Genomic DNA, 22,540 nt, shown 5'->3' with positions numbered 1-22,540 from the left:
CGCTCCGGTCCGGCCGGGGGGGGAGGGCCGCGGGCCGCCGGGTCGGGCGGGCGGTCGGTCGGTCGGTCGGGTTCGGCTACGTCCGGTCCGGGGGTGTGAACAGTTCGTTCTGGGCGTGGTCCCGGGCGGTCAGGAGCGCTCCGCGCAGTACGGCCGTGCCGCCGAGGGTGCTCGCCCGTACCTCCGTGGGCAGCGGTGACATCCGGCGCAGCCGTTCCGCCACGAGCCCCGCGAGCACCGCGCCGCCGGCCTGCCCGGCCTCCCCGCCGAGCACCACACAGCCGGGGTCGAGGACGGCCACGACGGAGGCGACTCCCACGGCGATCCGGTCGGCGAGGGCGTGAAGGAAGCGGCCGGCCGGGTGGTCACCGGGGATCGCCGCGGCTGGGGCGGAGCCTTCGCCGTGATCGGACTCGGCGTACCCCTCGGGGCGGGCAGCCGCACCAGGGACATGGCGAGGCGTCCGTGCCGGTGCCGTTTCCCGGCGACCCGCGTCCGCGCCCGCACGGGTCACCGTCTCCACCGCCCTGCGCACCACCGCCGCCGCCCCCGGTCCGTCCGTCCTGGCCGGCGTCGGCAGGCCGCAGGTCGTGGCCAGCGAGGCGATCGCCGCCGCACCTGTCAGCGAGTGGAAGCCGCCGTCGCAGTCCGTCGCCGAGGGGAGCGAGCCGGTGCCCGGGACCGGCAGGAAGCCGATCTCGCCCGTGCCGCCCGAGGCACCGCGGCGCAGTGTGCCGTCGAGGACGACCGCCGCGCCGACGCCGTGCCCGAGCCAGAGCAGGACGAAGGTGTCCCGGTCCCGGGCCGCACCCTCACGCTGTTCGGCCAGGGCGGCGAGGTTGGTCTCGTTCTCCACGGTGACGCGGGCCCCGGGCAGCCGTTCGTGCAGGTTGGCGGCCAGGCTGCGGTGCCATGCGGGGAGTCCGCCGGAGTCACGGAGGTCGCCGGTGGCCGGGTCGATGAGGCCCGGTGCGCCGATGCCGACCGTGTGCAGCCGGTCCGCGCCCGCCTCCTTCGCCGTCCTCTCCACCGCGGCCACCGCCTGCTCCACGGCCGGCCCGGTCCCCGTGTCCCCGCCGATCGGGACGGACGTCTCGGCGAGCACCCGCCCGACCAGGTCCGACACCAGCACGAAGACACCCTCGGTGCGCACGTCGAGCGCGGCCAGGTGGGCCTGGTCGGCGACGATGCCGTAGAGCCGGGCGTTCGGGCCGCGGCGCTGCTCGCCGGACTCGCCGACGACGGTGATCAGTCCGGCGGCGGTGAGCCGGTCGACGAGGTCGGCGACCGTGGGCCGGGACAGTCCCGTCAGCTGCTTCAACTGTCCTGCCGTCAGCGGGCCTTCCTGCTGCAGGAGTCGCAGGGCCAGCCGGTCGTTGATGGCCCGGGCGGTGCTGGGTGATGCGGGCATGACGGGAATCCTCCCAGATCGGCGGCGGTGGGCGACCTTCCTCGATCGACGCCGCCCGGGACAGCGGCCGTCACACCGTCTATCTATCAGGCAGGGTACCTGATAGTTTACGGCGCGTGCCGCACCGGCGACCCTGGGGAGGGACTGGACATGAGTGAGGTGGGATACGCGCCCGACGAGGTGAGGCGCGCCCGGTACGCCGTGGCGGCCGTCTTCGCCGTGCACGGCGCCGTGACCGGTTCCTTCGCCACTCGGGTGCCGTGGATCCAGGACCATGCCTCGCTCGGTGCGGGCCGGCTGGGCTTCGCGCTGGCCTTCACGGCGCTGGGCGCCTCGTGCGCGATGCCGCTCGCGGGCCGGATCAGCCACCGTTTCGGCAGCCGCACGGCCCTGCGCGGGCTGCTCGCGCTGTGGACACTGGCGCTGGTCCTGCCGTCGCTGGCGCCGAACCTGTACACCCTGTGCCTGGCGATGTTCACCTACGGCGCGAGCGCGGGCATGGCGGACGTCGCGATGAACGCGCTCGGCGTCGAGGTCGAGCGACGGCTCGGCAAGTCGATCATGTCGGGGCTGCACGGCATGTGGAGCGCGGGCGCGCTGACCGGCTCCGCGGCCGGCACACTCGCCGCCCACCTGGGCGCGGACGCCCGGCTGCACTTCGTGCTCGCCTCGGCCGTGCTCACCGTGCTCGGGCTGGTGGCCTGCTCCTGGGTGCTGGATCTGCAGCCCGCCGAGGACGAGGAGCCGCCGCCGCGGTTCGCGCTGCCGCCCCGCTCGGCGCTGCTGATCGGCACCGTCGGCTTCTGCGCGGTGTTCGCGGAGGGCGCGAGCCTCGACTGGTCGGCGGTGTTCCTGCGGGACCGGCTGGACAGTTCGGCCGGCGTGGCGGCGGCCTGCACGACGGGCTTCATGCTGACCATGGCGGCGGCCCGGATCGCCGGCGACGCGGTGGTGAACCGGTTCGGCGCGGTCCGTACCGTCCGGGCCGGTGGTGTGCTGGCCGTACTGGGCGGGCTGCTCGTCGTGCTCGCCGGGCAACCGGCGGTGGCGATGGCCGGGTTCGGGCTGATGGGGCTCGGCATCGCGGTGGTCGTACCGCTGTGCTTCGCGGCGGCCGGGCACGCCGGGCCGAACCCCAGCCAGGCCATAGCGGGCGTGGCGACGATCACCTACACCTCGGGGCTGATCGCGCCGAGCCTGATCGGTGGGGTGGCCCAGGCGGCCAGTCTGGTGGTGTCGTTCTGCGTGGTGACCGCGCTGGCGTGCGGGCTCGCGGTGTTCGCGGGTGTGCTGCGCAGCGCCGAGCGCGGCGGCCGGGCCGGGGTCAGCCGGCCGGCCGCAGCAGTTGCCGACCCACGGCCCTGAAGCCGTCGGTCCAGGGCGCCGGACGCATGGTGGTGGCGTCGAGCCGGACCAGCACCCGGGTGCCCTGGGCGTAGGTCAGCGTCCCGTCCGCCGAACAGAACCGGAAGCCGTAGGTCAGGCCGGTGGTGCCGAGCCGTTCCAGCCACAGGTGGACGGCGTAGCCGCCGGGGCTGGTCACCGGCGCCTCGTAGCTGATGCGCAGCTCGCGCACCGCGTTGCAGGCGTCGCCGGCCGCGTGCCAGTCGCCGTCGAAGCGGACGCCGTGCTCGTTCCACAGCTCGGTCCAGGCGCGCTCGACCATCACCGGGTAGCGGGCGTTGTGCAGGAGCCCCAGAGCGTCGAGGTCGTCGAAGTGCACGGTGACGGGGATCAGCCGGCCGTGGGAGACGGCGGGCGCGATCGGGGCTTCGGCGGTCACGGGAGGGGCTCCTGGGCATCGCGGGTGCGGGGCGGTGGCACCCCTGGGCACATTCCATACTAAGCGACCGCTCAGGAACCCTGTCCGGGAAGCCCCTGGCCAGACGAGTTCAGCCCGCGATGGAGTCCAGTTGCTCGGCGGCGGGCCGCAGCGCCCAGAGGTCACCGCCGGGCGGCGCCGCCAGCTTCGGGACCGCCCGCCGGGCCGCCTGGTCCCCCGCGTCGGCCGCCGCGTGCACGATGTCGCAGGCCGCGTACCGGTCGAACTCCAGCTCCGGATGCGGCCACGCGGCGGCGCCCGTCGCGGCCGGCAGCAGATAGTCGACCGCCTTGAACAGGCTCTGCCCGTCCGGGCCTTGGTACGCCCACAGGTTCACGCCCACGTGCCGGCCGATGTCCGCGAGCCGGGTGTAGGCGACGAGGTCGAAGGTCGAGTAGTGCCAGCTGCGGGTGCGGGTGAGCTCCTGGGGCTGGCTGCCGTCGGCCGCGATCTGCGGGTCGATCCGCTTGGCGCGGGCGTCGAGCACGGTCCGCCGGGCGAGGGCGGTGTCGCCGGCGGCATAGGCGAGGGCGGCGAGCTGCATGTCGTAGAAGGTGCCGTGGTTGTTGGCGGCGGCACCCTCCTCGTGGCCGAAGTCGCTGTTCTTCAGCCAGTCCAGGAAGCCGGTGTTCCACTTGCCCATCGCCGTGCGGTCCTGCGTGCTCCAGCCGGGGGCGCCGGCCGCCAGGATCGCCTGGGCGTCGAGGACACTCGTGTACGACTGCGAGAAGTCGATGATGCCGATGGCCCGGCCGTCGTACTTGCAGGGGATGAACTGGGCGTGCTCCAGGTCGGGGTTCATCCGGGTGGCCGGGTCCAGGAACCAGGTGCGCAGGATCTGCCCGGCCTTCTCGGCGTAGGCGCTCCTGCCGGTGTAGTACCAGGCGAGCGCCAGATCGTACGTCGAGTCGAAGACCTTCTCGGCGTCCTGCCGGTCCGTTCCGCTGTCGACCTCCGGATTGCGCTGCCCGTCGCGCTGGACGTAGGGGCAGCCCCAGGGGTTGTCGGCGGTGGGGGTGGTCGTGGGCCACCAGTAGGGGGCCTGGCTCAGATACTCGTGGACGTCGCCGCCGGGCGCGGGGCGCGGTTTGTCGACGACGGTCCAGGGACCCTGGTCCAGCCAGGTGTCGGCGCGGGTGGTCAAGTCCTTCACCGTGCGCCGGAGTTGCGGGTCGTGGTCCAGGCGGGCGCGGGTCTGCTGGAGGCGGGCGCCGTCGAGCACGGCCGTCCTCGGGACCTTCGGCGCGGCGTGCGCGGACGCCGGGGACCCGGCGCGCGCGGACGAAGGGGCGGCGGCGTGCGCGACAGGGACGAGCGCGGTCCCGAACGTCACCACCGCGGCCAGCAGAGCGGCCGCACGGGCTCTTCCACTCATCAAGCACTCCGATCTGTCACTGATCAGATATGTGAACTCAGTTCATGAGTAGGGCCGTGCGAGCGTAGAGCCGCTCGTTACCCGTGACAATGGTCCGGACCGTCTTCACGTACGTAAGAAAGCGAAACCCCACCATGAACCTCGGCGTGCGCTGGAAACTGCACGGTGACGGGCGCACGCCCGCGCCCGGAGCGGTGGTACGCCCCGACGAACGGCTCTCCTGGCCCCGTACGGTGGGCCTGGGCGCCCAGCACGTGGTCGCGATGTTCGGCGCCTCCTTCGTGGCTCCGGTCCTGATGGGCCTGAACCCGAATCTGGCGATCATGATGTCGGGCGTGGCGACCGTGATCTTCCTGCTCGCCACCCGCGGCCGGGTGCCGAGCTACCTCGGCTGCTCCCTGTCGTTCGTGGGTGTGGCCGCCGTCATCCGCGCGCAGGGCGGTACGAGCGCCACGGTGACCGGCGCGGTGTTCGTCGTAGGCGTGGCGCTGTTCCTGGTGGGGCTCGCGGTGCAGCGCTTCGGGGCGCGGATCATCCACGCGGCCATGCCGCCGATCGTCACCGGCGCGGTCGTCATGCTGATCGGCTTCAACCTCGCCCCGGTGACCGCCTCCACCTACTGGCCGCAGGACCAGTGGACCGCCCTGCTGGTCATGCTCTTCACCGGGCTGGCCGTGGTCTGTCTGCGCGGCTTCTGGTCCCGTATCGCGATCTTCCTCGGCCTGGTCTTCGGGTACGGCATCTCCTGGGTGTTCGACCGGATCTTCGGCAAGATCCACTCCATGAGCCCGAGCGGCAAGGTCGCCGACCACTGGCGCCTCGACCTCTCCGGCGTCTCCAAGGCCGACTGGATCGGCCTGCCGTCCTTCCACGGGCCGTCCTTCCAGTGGTCGGCGATCCTGGTCGCGCTGCCGGTCGTCATCGCCCTGGTCGCGGAGAACGCGGGCCACGTCAAGGCGGTCGGCGAGATGACCGGTGACCCGCTGGACGACAAGCTCGGTACGGCGATCTCGGCGGACGGCGTCGCCTCCATGCTGTCCACCGCGGTCGGCGGCCCGCCGAACACCACCTACTCCGAGAACATCGGCGTGATGGCCGCGACCCGCGTCTACTCCACCGCCGCCTACTGGGCCGCCGCCGGTTTCGCCCTGCTCTTCGGCCTCTGCCCGAAGTTCGGCGCGGTCGTGGCCGCGATCCCGGGCGGGGTGCTGGGCGGCATCACCGTCATCCTCTACGGCATGATCGGCCTGCTCGGCGCCCAGATCTGGCTCAACGCCAAGGTGGACCTGCGCAACCCGCTGAACCTGGTGCCGGCCGCCGCGGGCATCATCATCGGCGTCGGCAACGTCAGCATGAAGTTCACCAGCAACTTCTCGCTCAGCGGCATCGCCCTCGGCACCCTGGTGGTCATCACCGGCTACCACGCGCTGCGCGCTTTCGCCCCCGCCCATCTGAAGAAGCAGGAACCGCTGCTGGACGAGGGCACGTCCAGCTACGACGCGAAGGAGCCGGGCGCCGACGCGTAGGCGATCGTGCGGCCGTGTCCTGGACGGCGTTCCCCCGTTCCGGCGAAGCGCCGGGCCGGTCGGAGCGCCGGCCGGCCCGGGGCTGGGACTCTTTCCCCATGGCGCAGTTGGAACAGTTCAGCACTTCCGTCGACACGGTCGTCTCGCGGATGCGCGCTCTCGACGCGACCCTGCCCGAGCACGACGGGATCGCCGTGTTCAACCGCGTCTACCTCACCGTCACCGAGGAGGTCGACCGGCGCCTGGACGCCGGGCAGTTCCCGGACCCGCGGGCGGCGACCGCGCTGGACGTGCGGTTCGCGGAGCGCTATCTGGCGGCGGTCGACACGGCCGCGGCGGACCGCCGGCCGCCCGCCTGCTGGCGGCCGCTGTTCCAGCTCCGCCGCCATCCCGGGGTACGGCCGCTGCAGTTCGCGCTGGCGGGCATCAACGCGCACATCGGGCACGACCTGGCGCTCGCCGTGGTGGACGCCTGCCGCACGCTCGGCTGCGAACCGGCCGATCTGGAGGACGAGTTCGAGCGCGTGGGCGACCTCCTCGTATCGCTGGAGGAGCGCATCCGCGAGGACCTGATGCCGGGGCCCGACCTGCTCCAGATCGCCGACCCGCTCACCCATCTGGTGGGCTCCTGGAGCCTGGAGCGGGCCCGGGACGCGACCTGGGCGGCGGCGCGGGCGCTGTGGGCGCTGCGCCACTGCGGCGAGGTGGCCGAGGAGTTCACCGACCGGCTGGACGCGGCCGTGGGGCTCGCGGGCCGGATGCTGCTCACACCGCTCCCGGAGCTGATCTGAGCCGGGCCGGACCTGTCCGGATCCGGCACCCGCGCGAGCCGCCTCGGAACAGCCGTGCCACCGCCGTACGTTGACATCCTGCACCCCATCGCAGAGGAGTGGTCATGACAACCCGGCTCGGTCTCGGTCTCCCCCAGATGCAGCAGTACTCCCTCGGCGAGGACGTGCCCGACGTGGCCCGCGCCGCCGAGCGGATCGGTTACGAGAGCCTGTGGGTCTTCGAGCGTGCCCTGTTCCCCGAGCCCGCCACGCAGGGGCTGTACGGCATGGACGGGGTCCCGTGGCCGGACCGGTACCGCAACGTGGCGGACCCGCTGGTCAGCCTCACCCTGGCCGCGGCGGCCACCGAGCGGGCGGAGCTGGGCTCCAGCGTCCTGGTGGCGCCGCTGCACGTGCCGTTCCAGCTCGCCAAGGCCCTCGCCTCACTGGACGCGGCGAGCGGCGGGCGGGTGGTCGCGGGCCTCGGCACCGGCTGGTCCCTGGACGAGTACGCGGCCTCCTCCGTCCGTCCCTTCGAGGAGCGGGGCAAGGCGCTGGACGAGATCATCGAGGTGTGCCGGGCGGTGTGGGGACCGGATCCGGTCGTCTACGACGGCACTCTCACGAAGATCGCCTCCGCGGCGGTCGGACCCAAGCCCGCGCGACCGATCCCGATTCTGCTGGCCGCGGGCAACCAGCGGGCGCTGCGCCGGCTGGTGGACCACGCCGACGGCTGGCTGCCGGTGGCCACGGGGGCCGAGCAGCTAGCCGCCCAGTGGCGGCAGCTGCGGGAGCTGGCCGAGGAGCGGGGCCGTACCAGGCCCGTCCGGTCGGTGCTGCGGGTGAACACCGCCCGTGAGGCGAAGCCGTACGAGGGCGCCGACCGCAGCCCGTTCCAGGGCAGTGTCGACCAGATCGTGGCGGACCTCGTGGAGCACGCGGCGGTCGGCCTGGACGAGATCCTCATCGACCTCCAGGGCGCCGCGCGGGACGCGGAGGAGCTGAAGGACGTGGCCGCCGAGGTGTTTGAGAAGGCGCGGGCGGCCGGAGTCTGAGGCCGGCCGCCCACGCCTTGGTCGGTGTTCCCGTCGCTCCCGGTCAGTCCTCGGGAAGCTCCACCGGGGCGATCTCGTCGTAGACGTCACCCGGGCCGGGGTTGGTCGGGTCGGTCGTCCCGCCCAGCTGGTGCATGACGCCCCAGACCGCGTTCAGCGCGGTCTGGACGGCGCCCTCGGCCCAGCCGGCGGTCCAGGAGATGTCGTCGCCGGCGAGGAAGATGCCCCGCTTGTCCTCGGGCAGCCGGTCCTGCATGAAGTGCGTGAACAGACGCCGCTGGTAGCGGTAGTGGCCGGGCAGGTTGGCCTTGAACGCGCCCATGAAGTAGGGCTCGTTCTCCCAGGAGACGGTCACCGGGTTGCCGATGACGTGCTTGCGGATGTCGACCTTGGGGTAGATCTCGCCGAGTGACTTCAGCATGACCTCCATCCGCTCGTTCGCGGACAGCGGCAGCCACTTCAGGCTGTCGTCGCACCAGGTGTAGGAGAGGCAGATGACGGCGGGCTTGTCCGGGCCGTCGTCCAGCAGATAGGTGCCCCGGGTCATGCGGTCGGTCAGCGTCATCGACATGACGTCCCGGCCGGTCTCCTCGTCCTTGTCCAGCCAGAAGGGCCGGTCGACGGGCACGAAGAGCTTGCTCGACTCCATGTAGTGGGTGCGCTCGATCGCCGTCCAGTGGTCGATCGGGAAGAGCGAGTCGTCGCAGGCGACCTTGGACAGCAGCATCCAGGACTGGGCGGTGAAGATCGCCGCCTGGTAGGTGCGGATGTCGCCGTTCGCGTCCGTCACGGTGATCTGGTTGCCCGCGGTGCGGTGCAGCCGGGTCACGGCCGGGCGCGGCTCGCCGTCCGCGTGCAGGGACTTCAGCGAGGTGCCGTACGGCCAGTGGACGATCTTCTCCGGCTCGCGCTCCCACAGCCGCAGCGGCAGCTGCTGGGAGCCGCCGACGATGCCCCGGTGGTGGTCGTCGGCCTCGGTGTAGACGACGCGCAGGATCTCCAGGATGGAGTTGGGGAAGTCGGTGTCCCAGCCGCCGGTGCCGAAGCCGACCTGGCCGAAGATCTCGCGGTGCCGGAAGGACTTGAAGGCCTCGGAGTCGCAGAGGAAGCCGTAGAAGGTCTGGTTGTCGAGCTTCTCGACCAGCTTCGCCCAGATCTCGCGGATGCGCGGGACGTCGCGCTCGCGCATGGCGCGGTTCATGTCGGAGAAGTCGGCGCCCTCGTCCAGGCACTTGTTCCAGGCCGCGGCGACATCGCGGTAGACCTGCGGCAGGTCGTCGACGGTCTCGGCGTAGTGCGACTCGCCCTTGAGGTCGACGACCGTCGAAGGGGTCGCCTCGGCCAGGGGGTTGGGGAAGGGCCGGGTCTGAAGGCCCACCAGGTCGATGTAGTGCTGGAGGGCGGTCGAGGACGGCGGGAAGCGCATCGCGCCCATCTCGGCGGTCAGCGACTCGTCACAGCCCTCGAAGCCGACCGTGCGCAGCCGGCCGCCGATCTCGTCGGCCTCGTAGACGACGGGCTTGAGGCCCATCTTCATCAGCTCGTAGGCGGCCACGATGCCGGACAGACCGCCGCCGATGACCGCGACCTCGGTGCCGTGCCCGGTCGCGGGTATCTGGCCGAGGCCCGCCGGGTGGGCGAGGAAGTCGTCGTAGGCGTAGGGGAAGTCCGGGCCGAACATGGTGATCGGCGGCTGCTGCTCGCCGGTGTGCTCGACGGCGTTGGGCACCGTGGACGTCATGGGGTACGGACTCCTTGCGCGAAAGAACTCGGGGGGAAGTTCAGAAGTTCAGGGGGAAGCTCGGGGGTGTCAGGCCAGGGACCCGTAGAGACCGGGCCGGCGGTCCTTCAGATACGGGTTGGCCTCGCGGGACGCGGCCAGGAAGGCGGGGTCGGCGTCGGCGAAGACCAGCTGCTCGGCGCGGCCGGCCCGGGTGCGGGCGATGCCGTCGGGACCCGCGAGGGTGGAGAGCCCGACGAACTCGAACTCCCCTTCCTGGCCGACCCGGTTGACGTAGGCGACGTACATCTGGTTCTCGAAGGCGCGCACCGGGATCATCGACTCGGCGACGAACTGGAAGGGGTGCATCTGCGCGGTCGGGACGACGAGGAGGTCCGTACCGGCCAGGGCGTGGGCGCGGACGTTCTCCGGGAACTCGACGTCGTAGCAGATCATCAGGCCCACGGTCAGGCCGTTCAGCTCGGCCTGGACGACCGGCTGCTCGCCCGGCGTGAAGTGGTCGCGCTCGAAGCAGCCGAAGAGGTGGGTCTTGCGGTAGTTCGCGAGCCGGGTGCCGTCGGCGGAGATCAGCTGCGCGGAGTTGTAGACGGTCTCGCCGTCGCGCTCCGGGTAGCCGTAGGCGATCGCGACGCCGTGCCGGGTGGCGGTCTCGGCGATCGCGTCGGCGCAGGCGCCGTCGGCAGGCTCGGCGAGGCGGCCGATGTCGTCGCCGATCGCGTACCCGGTCAGGAACATCTCCGGTGCGGCGAGGAGCGCGGCGCCCGCTGCGGCGGCCCGGCCCGCGGCCGCGTCGAGGACCTCGAGGTTCTCGGCGACCGAGCCGGGGCGGCCGGAGCTCTGGAGCAAGGCGGTGCGCATGCGTGATCCTCACCGGACGGGGGTTATGGGGCCGTAAAGAAGGTACGGTCGCCACACTCGGCCGGACAAGAAGGAGCCGTTGCGCGCCTGTGCGCGGTTCGTTGCGTGGAGCGGGGGCGGGGCGGCGATTCGTTGCGCGCCCCGGGGATCGGTCCCCGTCCTCCCCGAGACCCCCTGAGACGCAGGTCACGGACGGGGGTACGAGACCTTCGGGGGCCGTGCTCCGGCGGCCCCCGCCGCCGGGCCCTGCTCCTGCCCGCTACTTGCCGGTGCCGACCGGGTCGACGGTGATCGCGGGGCCGGTGCCGTCCGACACGGGGACGTTGATGGTGACCGGCAGGGTCTGCGAGTGGGTCTCGTTGGGCGGCGTGACGATCAGGCTGGTGAAGGTCTCGCCGGAGCCGCCGGAGTTGTTCGGCGGGTAGTGCAGGGTGAAGCGGGTCTCCTGGCCCGGCCTGACGCTGACCGGCACCGGGGCGATCTTGCTCCGGTGGGCGCTGATCGTGCCGTCCTTGCTCTTGAGGTCGGCGCCGGGGAAGCCCTTGAGGGAGCAGGTGGCGGAGCCGGTGTTCTTCAGGTTGACGATCAGCTCGCCCTGCGCCATGCCGCCGGAGGTGCTGAGCGCGAGCTGGGAGGTCTTGCACGCGCCGGAACCGCCGCCCACGGCCGTGCCGCCGCCGGCCGAGCCGGAACTGCCGGTTCCGGTGCTGGTGCCCTTGCCGGAGGCCGCGCCGCTGCCGCCGGTGGCCTGGGAACCTGAGCCCTGGGAACCGGAGTCCTGCGCGCCGGCGCTCTGGCTCGGGGCGGAGGAGTCCTTCGAGCCGGAGGAGCCGTTGTCACTGCCCTGGCAGGCGGTGAGCGACAGACCGGCGACAGCGGCGATGGCGAGCAGCGAGAGCTTCTGGACGCGCATGGTTCCCCTTCAGGGCGTTGCCGCTCCCCTGCCCGCAGGCAGGAAGCGGCACTGGTCACTTGCCGCCCGGTGAGACAGCCGCGGGCCCTTGTGCCGTTCCCCTCCGTACGCCCCTAATACATGCCTGTTACAAGATCCGTGAGCCCTGCTCAGATCTCCCGCAACCGCTCCACGATCTCCCGCAGCAGCACCGGGTCGGCGGCCGGTCCGCCCGTCGGGGAGCGGCGGGGTGCGTCGATGCGGATCAGGCCCGCCTCGGCCAGGTCGCCGAGGAGGACGCGCAGGACGGTCAGGGGCAGGTCGGCGTCCGCGGCCAGCTCCACGACGGGGCGCCGGCCACCGCGGATGAGGTCGAGCAGCGCGGCACGGGCATGGTCGATGTCCGGCCCCTGCGCCACGCCCTCCACCGCGCTGACCGGGGACATCAGGTCGATGGCGTAGGTGCCCGAAGGGCGGGTGCGGCCCCGGGTCACGGTGTAGGGGCGCACCATCGACCCGGTCTCGTCCTCGTACCAGTGCTCGTCGCTCACGGTGGGATCAGGGGGTCGAGCGGGCGGCCGCGTCCAGATGGCGGCCGAGGCGGCGGACGAGCAGGGCCATCTCGTGGGCGAGCTGGCCGACGTCGGTGTGGGCCTCGCTGAGGACGGCGAGCCGGCTGCCGTGGCCGGCCGGGGTGATGAAGAGGTAGGCGTCGTCCAGCATCACCATGGTCTGCCGCACCCCGCCCGCGTCGAACCGCTCCCCCGCCGAACGGGCCAGGCCGTGGAAGCCGGAGCAGACGGCGGCCAGATGCTCGATGTCCCGCCGGCGCATACCGTCGGAGCTGCTGAGCGGCAGGCCGTCGGCGGTCAGCAGCACGGCCTGCCGGACATGGCCGGTGCGCGCCACGAGGTCGTCCAGCAGCCAGCCGAGATCCGTGCCGACCGCTCCGCTGGGCACGGCGGACTGCTCGGTCCTGTGTTCGTCACCGGGCATCGTCGATGTCCGTCCCTTCGTGGGCGTCGGTGGTGGTTTCTGGGATCTCCCGGCCGGCGGCCGTCCCGTGGTTCGCGGGCAGGCCCCGCCGCCCGCGGTCGAGACCACGCTGGAACGCGCCGAAGATCGCACGCATCTCCTCGGCGTCGGCCTCGCGTCCGGGCACGGCCGCGCTCTCGCGGGGCGGCGGCTCGTCCCGCAACTCCGGGGCGAGCGAGGCCTGCCGGGTCCGGGTGGGCAGAGCGGGGACGGCGCCCTGCCGGGCGGCGTCCGGCGCGGGGGCGGCGTCCGGCGCGGGGGCGATGCCCTGCCGGACGGGCATCTCCGGCGCGGGAGCGGAACCTCGCCCGACGGGCGTCTCCGGCACAGACGCGATCCCCATGGCGGCGGGTGTCCCCGGACCACGGACGGTTTCCGTGACGGCGGGCACGTTCGACGCAGGGGCGACGCCCTGCCGGACGGGCACCTCCGGCGCGGGAGCGGAACCTCGCCAGGCCGGCACCTCCGGCGCAGACGTGACGGCCTGCCCACGGACTGCCTCCGGCGCAGACGTGACGCCCTGCCCAGGGACTGGCTCCGGCGCAGGCGGGACGCCCTGCCCGGCAGACATGTCCGGCGCGGGCGTGGTTCCCGTGGCGGCCGGCTCCGCCGAGGGCGTCGCCCGGCCGGCAACAGACCGGGCTCCCGTGCGCCTCCTGGCCGGCAGTTCCGGTACGGCGGTGTCCTCGCCCGGCGGCACTCGTACGTCCGCGCCTTCGGACGGCAGCCCCGACACGCCCGCATCCCCGGCCAGCAGCTCCGGTACCTCCGCGTCCCCGGACGGCACGACCCGTCCGCCCGCCTCGCCCGACGGCAGCCCCGACATGCCCGCGCCCCCGGTCTCCGGCCCCGGTGCCTCCGCATCCCCGGACGGCAGCATCCGTACCGAGCCATTCCGTGCCGGCAGCTCCCGCACCTCGGCGTTCCTGGAGGGCAGCCCCCGTTCGGCGGCGATCGCTGCGGCGGGCCGTGGCCCGGCGCCGAACCCCGCATCCGTACCCGTACCCGCGCCCGCCGGCTCTGCCGCCGTTTCCTCCGCCAGCACCGCCGAAGGCAACCGCACCACGGCCGTCGTCCCCCCGTACGGCGAGTCGCGGAGGGTGACCTCGATGCCGTGACGGGCGGCCAGGCGGCCGACGACGTAAAGGCCGAGGCGGTCGTGCCGGGTGGGGTCGAAGGCGTCGGGGGCGGTGAGGGTGGCGTGGGCGTCGGCGCGCGCATCGGCGTCGAGGCCGAGTCCCCGGTCGTCGATCTCCAGGACGAACCCGGTCCCGACGCCCCCGGTGCGCAGGGTGACCTGGGTGTGCGGCGGCGAGAACACCGTGGCGTTCTCCAGGAGTTCGGCGATCAGATGGACGACGTCGGCGACCGCGTCCGCGGCCACCCTCGCCTCGGGCATCGGCGGCACCACCACGCGCGCGTAGTCCTCGATCTCGCCCACCGCCGAGGCGACGACGTCCGCGACCGGCACGGGCCGGCGCCAGCGGCGGCCGGGCGCGGCGCCGGAGAGGATGATCAGGCTCTCCGCGTGCCGCCGCATACGCGTGGTGAGGTGGTCGATGCGGAACAGCTCGCGCAGCACGTCCGGATCGTCGGTGCGCCGCTCCAGGGTGTCGACGAGCTTCAGCTGCCGGTGCACCAGCGCCTGGTTGCGGCGGGCGATGGTGAGCAGCACCGCGAACAGGCCCTTGCGCAGCGTCGCCTGGGTGACGGCGGCCTCGACGGCGGCGAGCCGAGCGGTGTTGAAGGACCGGCCGACCTGCCCGATCTCGTCGTCGCGGACCTCGTCGGCGGCCAGCGGCGGCGCCTCCGCCCCGGCGTCCACTTCCTCGCCCGCGCTCAACCGCCTCATCACTTCCGGCAGTTGGCGCTGCGTCAGCACATCGGCCGCGTCCCGGAGCGTCTCCAGGCGCCGCGAGATGCGCCGGGCGCCGCGCACCGCGAACCACAGCGACAGGCCCGCGGCGGCCAGCCCCACCCCGCCGACGACGGCCGCCTTGGTCAGCTCGCGGTAGGCGAAGGCGCGCCCGCGTGCGGCGGAGTTCTCGGCGGAGCTGGTGCACAGCTCCCGGTAGCGGACGACGGCCCGGTCGACGGTCGAGCGCCAGGTGTCCGCCGCGACGGCCTTCCCGGCGCCGGCCGCCCCGGCCCGCAGCAGCGCGTCCTCGCCCCGCGCCAGCGAGCGGTACAGGTCGCCGCGCTGGAACTGCTCGAACAGGCCGCGCGAGTCGGCGGGCAGGTCCGGTACGTACGTCCGCTCGAAGACCCGTCGGTCCTCGATGGCCGCGGTCAGCGTGCCGTACTGCCCGTGGGTCAGGGTGCCGGCCGCCCGCGCCCCGGCGACCAGCGCGTCCTCCCGCGAGACGAACTCGCGCACCCGCACCAGCTCGATGACGACCTGGGCCTCGCGGGCGAGCTGTCCGGCCTGCAGGGCGGTGAGCGTGGACTGTACGTCGAAGCCGGGCTCCACGAGCGCGCTGTACTCGGTGACCGCCTGGTCCCAGGTGATGCTCCGGGACAGCACGCGCTGGCGCAGCCCGTCCAGCCTGCCACTGGCGGCGACCACGGTGTCCAGAGCATGCTGCTGGCGTGCCGTGAGCCGGCCCCGGTCGCCGTCCCGGACCGCCCGCTTCATCGCCTCGACGGCCTGGTCGGTACGTCGCTGCTGTCCGAGCAGCCGGCCCGCGGCGCCGGTGTCGAGACGGGCGCCCAGGTAGGCGGCGGACATCCGGCGCTCGATCTGGATCTGCCCGATCGCGGTGTCCACGGGGGTGCCGAAGTCGTCGTACACCCCCTGGACCCGGACCAGCGCGCGCAGTTCGCCGGTGACGGACCACATGGCGAAGCTCCACAGGCCCATCAGCGCGACGGCCGGGGCGAGGGCGAGCGCCACGATCCGCGTGCGGACGGTGGTGGGACGGCCGAGGGGCCAGCGCATGGAGTACCTGCCGGTGTTACCAGTCAGTAGAGAGCGCGGCACAACCTACGGGATCACCCCGCCCGCCGCAATGGTGACCTGCGGTAACCCCGGGTCACCTCGGGGGCAGCGCAAAGGTCGTGACGACCGCCGCGTGGTCCGAGGGCCAGTCGTTGTCCGCCACGTCCGGCCAGGGGCGCGGGCTGCCGGTGACGAGGGTGCGCGCGTCCAGCACGGTCAGGCCCCGGTGCAGGACGTAGTCGATCCGGTCCTGCGGTTCGGGCCGCCCGCTGCCGTCCTCGTGCACGGGGTGGATCGGCGACCAGGTGTGCCCGGGCTCGGCGACGGGGTCCGGGTGGGCCTCGCGGTAGGAGTCGGCGAAGCCCGCCTCCTCGGCGGCCCGTGTCACCGGCCACGCCACCTCCGGCCGGTCCAGGTGCGAGGGGCAGTTGAAGTCGCCGACCAGGACGACCGGGACACCCTCGCGCGCGGACTCGGCGATCCGGCCCAGCGCGTCCCGCAGCTGCGTCAGCCGCACCTCCTCGTGGGCGATCAGCTCCGTCGCCGGCAGCCCGTCGAAGGCGGCCTCGTAGGGCCCGTACGGCGTGTAGTGCAGATGCGCGGTCCACACGTCGACCTCGCGGCCGGGTGCCACGGCGATCCGGACGCCCGCGGCGCCGTAGAAGCCGACGGCCGGGTCGCCGAAGCGCGCGGTGATCGGGTGGCGGCTGAGCACGCCGAGGTTCTCGCCGGCCCGGTGGTGGTACCAGCCGAGGGCCTCGGCCAGCTCCGGTGCGGCCGTGCCGGCGGTCTCCTGGAGCCCGACGACGTCGGCGCCGCTCTCCAGGATCGTCTTGAGCTGCTTGGCCCGGTGGTCGTCGACCTCGCTGCCGCCGAGCCACAGGTTCCAGCTCATGACCCGCAGTTCGGGCGCGACCATCCGCCGCAGCTCCTCGACCGTGACCCCGGCCAGCGTCTCCCGTACGGTCCGGCCGGGTGCCGCGCCGATCGGCGCGAGGGACGGCACGGCGAGTACGGCGCAGCCGGCGGCCTCGGCGGAGGCGACCCCGGTCGCGGTGTCCTCGACGGCCACACAGTCGGCCGGGGCGACGCCGAGGGCCCGGCAGGCGGCCAGGTAGGGGTCGGGGGCGGGCTTGGTGCGGTCGGTGTCGTCGGCGGTGACGGAGGCGGCGAACCGCCAGGCGCCGAGGGCCTCGAGGACGAGGTCGGCGACCGCGCGCGGGGACGCGGTGACCAGGGCGGTGGGGAGGCCGGCGGCAGCCAGCTCATCCAGCAGGTCCAGGGCCCCGGGACGGGGCACGATGCCGGTACGGACGCGCTCGGCGAACTCGCGGTGCAGCTCGGCGGCGAGGTCCGCCTCCGGCCGTCCGGTCGCCGCGGCGAGCCAGGCGGCGGTGTGCTCGACCGCCTGGCCGAGCACCTCCGGCTGGTCGGCCTCGGCCAGCGGGCGTCGGGCGACCTGCTCGACCGCCTCCCACCACAGTCGCTCGGTGTCGACGAGCGTGCCGTCCATGTCGAACAGGACGGCCTGCAGCGGGCGTTGAAGGGTGTGGGGGGTCACGTTCGGGTCAGTCCTCACTTCTGGATTCGTTCGGCCACCAGCACCGGCCGCTCGGGCAGCGACACGCTCACCGGGGCTCCGGCGCCGAGCCCGGTGGCCTCGTGCGCGGGCAGGTCGGCCTTGGCCTCGGTGCCGTCGGCGAGCCGGACGGTGACCCGGACGACCGCGCCGAGGAAGGCGGTGGCGACGACACGGGCGGCGCCCTGCCCGTCGGCGGCCACCCGGAGGGACTCCGGCCGCACCAGCACGTCCACCGGACCGTCCGGCACCTCGCCGTCGGCGGGCAGGCGCTGTCCGAGCACCTGGACCGTGCCGTCGGTCAGCTCGCCCGGGATCCGGCTCATCGTGCCGACGAACTCGGCGACGAAGGCGGTGGCCGGACGGCCGTACAACTCGGCGGGCTCGGCGCACTGTTCGAGGCGTCCGGCGCGCATGACGGCGACCCGGTCGGCGACCGACAGGGCCTCCTCCTGATCGTGCGTCACGAACAGTGTGGTGATGCCGAGTTCCTGCTGGAGTCGGCGGATCTCCTCGCGCAGGGTGAGCCGCACCTTGGCGTCGAGCGCGGACAGCGGCTCGTCGAGGAGCAGCACGCGCGGGCGCAGTGCGAGGGCGCGGGCCAGCGCGATGCGCTGCTGCTGGCCGCCGGAGAGCTGGTGCGGATAACGCTCGCCCTTGTCGCCGAGGCCGACCAGTTCCAGCAACTCGGTGGCGCGGGAGCGCCGTTCGGCCGTGCGGACCCCGCGCATGCGCAGCCCGAAGGCGACGTTGTCGACGGCGTTCAGATGCGGGAAGAGGCTGTACGACTGGAACACCATGCCCGCGTCGCGGCGGTGGGCCGGGACGTGGGTGACGTCCTCGCCGTCCACCAGGACGGCGCCGGAGGAGGGGTGTTCGAAGCCGGCGAGCATCCGCAGCGCGGTGGTCTTGCCGCAGCCGGACGGGCCGAGCAGGGCGAGGAACTCCCCGGGGCGGACGGTGAGGTCGAGTCCGTCGAGGGCGACGGTGGTCCCGAACTCCCGGCGCAGGCCCTGGAATTCGACGGTGGCGGCCTTCTCGAGGGTCTCGGTCAGGGTGGCGGTCATATGTGTCATCCCCGGGAGGAAGCGGTTCGGTCGCGTCCGCCGGCACCGGCGAGCGCGAGGAGCAGGGCCCAGGTGACGAGCAGGCTGAGCACGGACACGGCGACGGACATCTGGGCCTGTTCGCCGCCGACGTTGTAGATCCACACGGCGAAGGGCGCGTATCCGAGCAGATGGGAGACCGTGAACTCGCCGAGGACCAGGGCTAGCGTGAGGAAGGACGCGTTCAGCAGGGCCCCGCGCAGATTGGGCAGGACGGCGCGGACGAGGGCCTGCGGCCAGGAGGCGCCGCAGCTGCGGGCGGCCTCGACGAGGGTCCGTACGTCGATGGCGCGCAGGCCGGCGTCCAGGGCCCGGTAGACGAACGGCAGGGCCATCACGACGTAGGCGAGGACCAGCACGACGGGGAAGTTGTCGTTCTGGATCACCACGAACGTCTCGAACAGCGGGGTCCGGGACAGATGCTCCGGTCCCCACTTCAGCACGGTGACGATGCCGGCGACGAACGCGATCGGCGGCACCACCAGCGGCAGCGAGCAGACCACCTCCACCACCGGGCGCAGCCGGGGCGAGCCGAGCCGGAGCGCGACCACGGCGGGCACCATCAGCAGCAGGACGACCACGATGGTGGCCACGGCCAGCTCCAGCGAGAGCAGCAGGCTGGAGACGAAGCCATCGGTGGACAGGATCTTGGTGTAGGCGTCGAAGGAGACGCCCTGGCCGGGCACGTCGACCGTGAAGATGACGGACGCGCCGAGCGGCACCAGGAAGTACAGGGCGGCGAGGCCGAGGACGGCCCAGCGCCAGGGGGTCAGGCGTCGAGCCATCGGGCGCTCCGGCGTTGCAGGGGCAGATACACGGCCATCACCAGGCCGGCCACCAGGACCATGTCGAGGCTGAGGGCGAGTGCGACGTTCTCCTGGCCGACGAGCACGTTGCCGGAGAGCGCGTCGGCGATCTGCAGGGTGATCAGCGGGACCGCGCTGCCGACCATGGCGGCGGCGGTGGCGTAGGCGGCGAAGGCGCTGCCGAAGAGCAGCACGAGACCACCGAGCAGCGAGGGCGCCAGCACCGGCAGGGCCACATGGCGCCAGTACTGCACGCCGGTGGCGCCGTTGTTCAGCGCGGCCTCTCGCCACTGGGTGCGCAGGCCGTCCAGCGCGGGGGTGATGGTGAGGACCATGAGCGGGATGAGGAAGTAGAGGTAGACGAGGACCAGACCCCAGAAGCTGTAGAGGTCCCAGCCGCTGTCCTTGAGGCCCAGGTGGACGGTGAGGACGCCCGCGTTGCCGAGGGTGGCGACGAAGGCGAAGGCGAGCGGCACACCGCCGAAGTTGGCGAGCACGCCGGAGGCGGTCAGCACGGCCTCGCGCAGCGCGCGGGAGCGGGAGCTGACCACGGCCTGGGCGAGCGGCAGCCCGAACAGTGCGCCGAGCGCGGCGGAGATCGCGGACAGCTTGACGCTGCCGAGCAGGGCGGTGAGGTACGGACCCTGGAGGGAGTCGGTCATGTTCTGCGTGCCGTAGTGGCCCTCGACCGTGAAGGCGCCGTCCACGATGGCCAGCGCGGGCAGGCCGAAGGCGACGGCGGCGAAGACCAGCAGCGGTACGACGGCCAGCCAGCCGGGGGCGCGGCGCCGCCGCTTCGCCGAAGCGACGGTCGCCACGTCCGCACGCGTGAGAGCGGCGGTCATCCGGAGACGGCCTTCCCCCAGCCCTGAGCGATGACCGTCTTGGCCTTGCTCTGCTGGGCCTCGGTCGGGAAGGAGGGCGTACCGGTGACCTTCGGCAGCCGGGCGGCGGCCGTCTTGTCGAGGGTGCCGGCCTTCTCCAGGGCGGCCGTCAGGGCCGGGCGGGCGTAGCCCTTGAGCCACAGGTTCTGGCCCTCGGCGCTGTACAGGTACTCCTGCCACAGGCGGGCGGCCGCCGGGTGCGGGGCGCTCTTGTTGATGGCCTGGGAGTAGTACTGCGCGTACTGGCCGTCGCTCGGGATGACGACCTTCCAGTCGAGGCCCTTGGACTTGAACTCGTCGGCGTACCCGGCGTTCAGGTAGTCCCAGTCGATGGAGATGGGCGTCTCGCCCTTCTCGACGGTGGCCGGGGTGGACTCGACGGGCGTGTAGTTGCCGTTCTTCTTCAGCTTGGCGAAGAAGTCCAGGCCGGGCTGGATGCTGTCGAAGGAGCCACCGTTGGCGAGCGCGGCCGCGTAGACGCCGCCGAAGGCGGAGCCGGACTTGGTCGGGTTGCCGTTGAGGGCGACCTGGCCCTTGTACTCGGGCTTGAGCAGGTCCTTGAAGCTGGTCGGGCACTCCTTGACGCGCTTGTCGTCGCAGCCGATGGAGATGTAGCCGCCGTAGTCGTTGTACCAGCGGGCCTGCGGGTCCTTCTGGGCCTCGGGGATGTCGGTGTAGGAGGCCACCTTGTACGGGGCGAGCAGCCCCTGCTGGGCGGCGCTCAGTGCGAACGAGCTGCCCAGGTCGAGCACGTCGGGGGCACGGTCCTGCCCCTTGCGGGAGGTGACGGCGTTGATCTCGTCCTGGCTGGTGCCGTCGGGGCTCTCGTCCTGGATCTTGATGCCGTACTTCTTCTGGAAGCCGTCGATGATCGCGCCGTAGTTGGCCCAGTCGCGGGGCACCGCGATGATGTGCAGGGTGCCCTCCTTCTTGGCTGCCTTGACCAGGGCGTCCATGCCGCCGAAGTCGGCGGCGGAGGTGGCGGTGGCGGCGTTCTTGCCGTCCTTGGTGTTGGTCGACGCGTTGTCGGGGGCGGCGCCGCAGGCGCTCAGGGCGAGCGCGGCGACGACGGCGAGGGAACCGCCGAGGACGGCGTTTCTCGGCAGGGACACGGTCACGGTCTCTCCAGGGGACGCATAAGGAGGGCGGGAGAACTTGTATGAACAAGTCGGCCCTAGTACGCCCGTCCCCGGTGTCCTGTTCGTGAACGCCATCGAAACATAAACCCCTGATTCCCTGCACACTTCCAGTTGACACGGATCACCCAGGAACGTCGATTAGGCTGGTCACGCTGTGCACAGCGACCTAAGCAGAGGGGAAGCATGACGGCGCGACACGAGGAGATCGCCGACGAACTGCGGCGGGCCATCGACCGCGAGGAGTACACGGTCGGCAGCCGGCTGCCCTCGGAGTCGGAGCTGGCCGCGCACTACGGCGTCTCTCGCGGCACGGTCCGCCAGGCCGTCGCCGCCCTGACCGCCGAGGGCCTGATCGGCTCCCGCCAGGGCGCCCGGCGCGTGGTGCTGGCCAGCCGGCGCAGCCAGAGCTTCGAGGAACTGCGCAGCTTCGCCCAGTGGGCCCGCGCGATGGGCCGCGAGGCCACGGGCCACGTGGTGACGCAGGAGTACCGCCCGGCGACGCACGAGGACGCCGTACGCCTCCAACTCCCCATCGGCACCCAGGTGTTGCACGTACTACGGGTGCGCGGCCTGGACGGCGAACCGGTGCTGCTGGAGCGCACGGTCTACGCCGACTGGATCGCCCCGGCGGTGGAGGCGATCCACCCGGACTGCCCCTCGGTCACCCAACGCCTCTACGACGACACGGGCCTGGTCTTCGCCTACGGGGAGCACGTCATCGACTCGGTCGCGGCGGGGGCACAGGACGCGGAGCTGCTGGGTATCCGCCGCACGAGTCCGCTGCTGCGGGTGCGGCGGGTCACGACGACGCGTGAAGGCCGCCCGGTGGAGTGGTCGGACGACCGCTACCGCTCGGACGCGGTGAGCTTCAGCGTGCGGAACTCCATCGGCAACAACGCGCTGGCGCGGAAGACGGCGGAGTAGGACTCGGGGCGCGGTGGCGTTCGCCGGGTGCGGGTGATCCGTGGCCGGTCACGCAGTTCCCCGCGCCCCTGAGGATGCTGCGGTCGGGCATGTCCGAAAAGGGCGCGGGGCTGTGCCGATGTGCGGCTCCGCCGCGTGGGCGCGCGAAACCACGACGCCCCCGCATCCGGCGATGCGCCCCGAGCCGGATTCCGGATCAGCCCGGCGCCCCGGAGGAGAAGCGCCGCAGCAACGGCGACAGCACCAGCACCGACTTGGTCCGCTCCACGAACGGCTCCCCGGCGATCCGCTCCAGGACCCGTTCGAAGTGACGCATGTCGGAGGCGAAGACCTGGGCGATCGCGTCCGCCTCACCGGTGACGGTCGAGGCGGCCACGACCTCCTGATAGCGCTCCAGGCCCCGCTGGATGGTCTCCGGCGAGGTGTTGCGCCGGCAGTAGATCTCGATATAGCCCTCGGTCTCCCAGCCGAGCGCCGCCGGGTCCACCCGGACGGTGAATCCGGTGATGGCTCCGGTGGCCCGCAGCCGGTCCACGCGCCGCTTGACGGCGGGCGCGGACAGGCCGACCAGTTGCCCGATGTCCGCGTAGGAGCGGCGGGCGTCCTCGGCGAGGGCGTGCACGATGCGTTCGTCGAGATCGTTCAGCACAGGGGGTGGTTCACTTCTTCGGTTCGGTCA

20 protein-coding genes are annotated in these 22,540 nt (G+C 72.7%); 5 read left to right on the top strand and 15 right to left on the bottom strand.

The features are described 5' to 3' along the window. Positions 1-76: 76 nt before the first annotated feature. A complete protein-coding gene (locus tag ADK64_RS35135) occupies positions 77-1,411 on the bottom strand; it encodes an ROK family transcriptional regulator (protein WP_053665953.1) in 1,335 nt (444 codons plus the stop codon). 150 nt (positions 1,412-1,561) lie between these two features. Between ADK64_RS35135 and ADK64_RS35130 the strand changes: the two genes are divergently transcribed. After that, a complete protein-coding gene (locus tag ADK64_RS35130) occupies positions 1,562-2,776 on the top strand; it encodes an MFS transporter (RefSeq protein WP_053665951.1) in 1,215 nt (404 codons plus the stop codon). Here ADK64_RS35130 and ADK64_RS35125 read toward each other — a convergent pair. After that, entirely contained in the window at positions 2,736-3,194 is a 459-nt protein-coding gene (locus tag ADK64_RS35125; protein ID WP_053665949.1) for an acyl-CoA thioesterase, read from the bottom strand. The genes ADK64_RS35130 and ADK64_RS35125 overlap by 41 nt on opposite strands. A gap of 109 nt (positions 3,195-3,303) precedes the next feature. Next, positions 3,304-4,608, bottom strand: a complete 1,305-nt coding sequence (locus ADK64_RS35120; RefSeq protein WP_053665947.1) for an alginate lyase family protein — start codon at positions 4,606-4,608, stop codon at positions 3,304-3,306. A gap of 134 nt (positions 4,609-4,742) precedes the next feature. Between ADK64_RS35120 and ADK64_RS35115 the strand changes: the two genes are divergently transcribed. The 3 genes from ADK64_RS35115 to ADK64_RS35105 all read left to right on the top strand — a co-directional run bounded on the left by ADK64_RS35115 (position 4,743) and on the right by ADK64_RS35105 (position 7,959). Then, entirely contained in the window at positions 4,743-6,134 is a 1,392-nt protein-coding gene (locus ADK64_RS35115) for a uracil-xanthine permease family protein (RefSeq protein ID WP_053665945.1), read from the top strand. Positions 6,135-6,232: 98 nt separating this feature from the next. Continuing rightward, positions 6,233-6,925: a DUF5995 family protein gene (locus ADK64_RS35110; protein WP_053665959.1), complete on the top strand. Its 693-nt coding sequence runs from the start codon at positions 6,233-6,235 to the stop codon at positions 6,923-6,925. Positions 6,926-7,029: 104 nt separating this feature from the next. Further along, positions 7,030-7,959 (top strand): LLM class F420-dependent oxidoreductase, encoded by a 930-nt coding sequence (locus ADK64_RS35105; protein WP_053665943.1) that lies wholly within the window; start codon positions 7,030-7,032, stop codon positions 7,957-7,959. 43 nt (positions 7,960-8,002) lie between these two features. Here the strand turns inward: ADK64_RS35105 and ADK64_RS35100 are convergent, their stop codons facing one another. From ADK64_RS35100 to ADK64_RS35050, 11 genes are all read right to left on the bottom strand, one after another. After that, the gene (locus ADK64_RS35100) at positions 8,003-9,700 is read right to left on the bottom strand and encodes a flavin monoamine oxidase family protein (protein WP_053665941.1); all 1,698 of its coding nucleotides are present in this window, start codon (positions 9,698-9,700) and stop codon (positions 8,003-8,005) included. A 69-nt stretch (positions 9,701-9,769) separates the two neighbouring features. After that, positions 9,770-10,558, bottom strand: coding sequence for a carbon-nitrogen hydrolase family protein (locus tag ADK64_RS35095; protein WP_053665939.1), 789 nt, complete (start codon positions 10,556-10,558; stop codon positions 9,770-9,772). 259 nt (positions 10,559-10,817) lie between these two features. Then, positions 10,818-11,471 (bottom strand): DUF4232 domain-containing protein, encoded by a 654-nt coding sequence (locus ADK64_RS35090; protein ID WP_053665938.1) that lies wholly within the window; start codon positions 11,469-11,471, stop codon positions 10,818-10,820. A 149-nt stretch (positions 11,472-11,620) separates the two neighbouring features. Next, positions 11,621-12,001 carry a DUF742 domain-containing protein gene (locus ADK64_RS35085; protein ID WP_063789996.1) on the bottom strand — a complete coding sequence of 127 codons (381 nt, stop codon included), beginning with the start codon at positions 11,999-12,001 and terminating at the stop codon, positions 11,621-11,623. Between the two features lie 7 nt (positions 12,002-12,008). Next, on the bottom strand, positions 12,009-12,446 hold the full coding sequence (locus ADK64_RS35080; RefSeq protein WP_053665937.1) for a roadblock/LC7 domain-containing protein: 438 nt from the start codon (positions 12,444-12,446) through the stop codon (positions 12,009-12,011). Then, positions 12,436-15,423, bottom strand: coding sequence for a nitrate- and nitrite sensing domain-containing protein (locus ADK64_RS47880; RefSeq protein WP_234384828.1), 2,988 nt, complete (start codon positions 15,421-15,423; stop codon positions 12,436-12,438). Before ADK64_RS47880 ends, ADK64_RS35080 begins: the two co-directional genes overlap by 11 nt. A 94-nt stretch (positions 15,424-15,517) precedes the next feature. After that, positions 15,518-16,984, bottom strand: coding sequence for an HAD-IA family hydrolase (locus ADK64_RS35070; protein ID WP_053665936.1), 1,467 nt, complete (start codon positions 16,982-16,984; stop codon positions 15,518-15,520). Between the two features lie 14 nt (positions 16,985-16,998). After that, positions 16,999-18,069, bottom strand: coding sequence for an ABC transporter ATP-binding protein (locus tag ADK64_RS35065; protein WP_420713080.1), 1,071 nt, complete (start codon positions 18,067-18,069; stop codon positions 16,999-17,001). Between the two features lie 5 nt (positions 18,070-18,074). Next, the gene (locus tag ADK64_RS35060; RefSeq protein WP_053665933.1) at positions 18,075-18,893 is read right to left on the bottom strand and encodes an ABC transporter permease; all 819 of its coding nucleotides are present in this window, start codon (positions 18,891-18,893) and stop codon (positions 18,075-18,077) included. Continuing rightward, entirely contained in the window at positions 18,878-19,759 is an 882-nt protein-coding gene (locus tag ADK64_RS35055; protein WP_053665932.1) for an ABC transporter permease, read from the bottom strand. The genes ADK64_RS35060 and ADK64_RS35055 overlap by 16 nt, the downstream gene beginning before the upstream one ends. Next, a complete protein-coding gene (locus ADK64_RS35050) occupies positions 19,756-20,916 on the bottom strand; it encodes an ABC transporter substrate-binding protein (RefSeq protein WP_053665931.1) in 1,161 nt (386 codons plus the stop codon). The genes ADK64_RS35055 and ADK64_RS35050 overlap by 4 nt, the downstream gene beginning before the upstream one ends. 204 nt (positions 20,917-21,120) lie before the next feature. Here ADK64_RS35050 and ADK64_RS35045 point away from each other — a divergent pair, with 204 nt between their 5' ends. Next, the gene (locus tag ADK64_RS35045; protein ID WP_053665930.1) at positions 21,121-21,861 is read left to right on the top strand and encodes a GntR family transcriptional regulator; all 741 of its coding nucleotides are present in this window, start codon (positions 21,121-21,123) and stop codon (positions 21,859-21,861) included. A 196-nt stretch (positions 21,862-22,057) separates the two neighbouring features. Here the strand turns inward: ADK64_RS35045 and ADK64_RS35040 are convergent, their stop codons facing one another. Next, a complete protein-coding gene (locus ADK64_RS35040) occupies positions 22,058-22,510 on the bottom strand; it encodes an Lrp/AsnC family transcriptional regulator (RefSeq protein ID WP_053665929.1) in 453 nt (150 codons plus the stop codon). Positions 22,511-22,540 lie beyond the last annotated feature (30 nt).

This window comes from Streptomyces sp. MMG1121 (genome assembly GCF_001280015.1).
Classification (GTDB): Bacteria; Actinomycetota; Actinomycetes; order Streptomycetales; family Streptomycetaceae; genus Streptomyces.
This window is presented reverse-complemented; position numbering and strand designations above follow the sequence as displayed.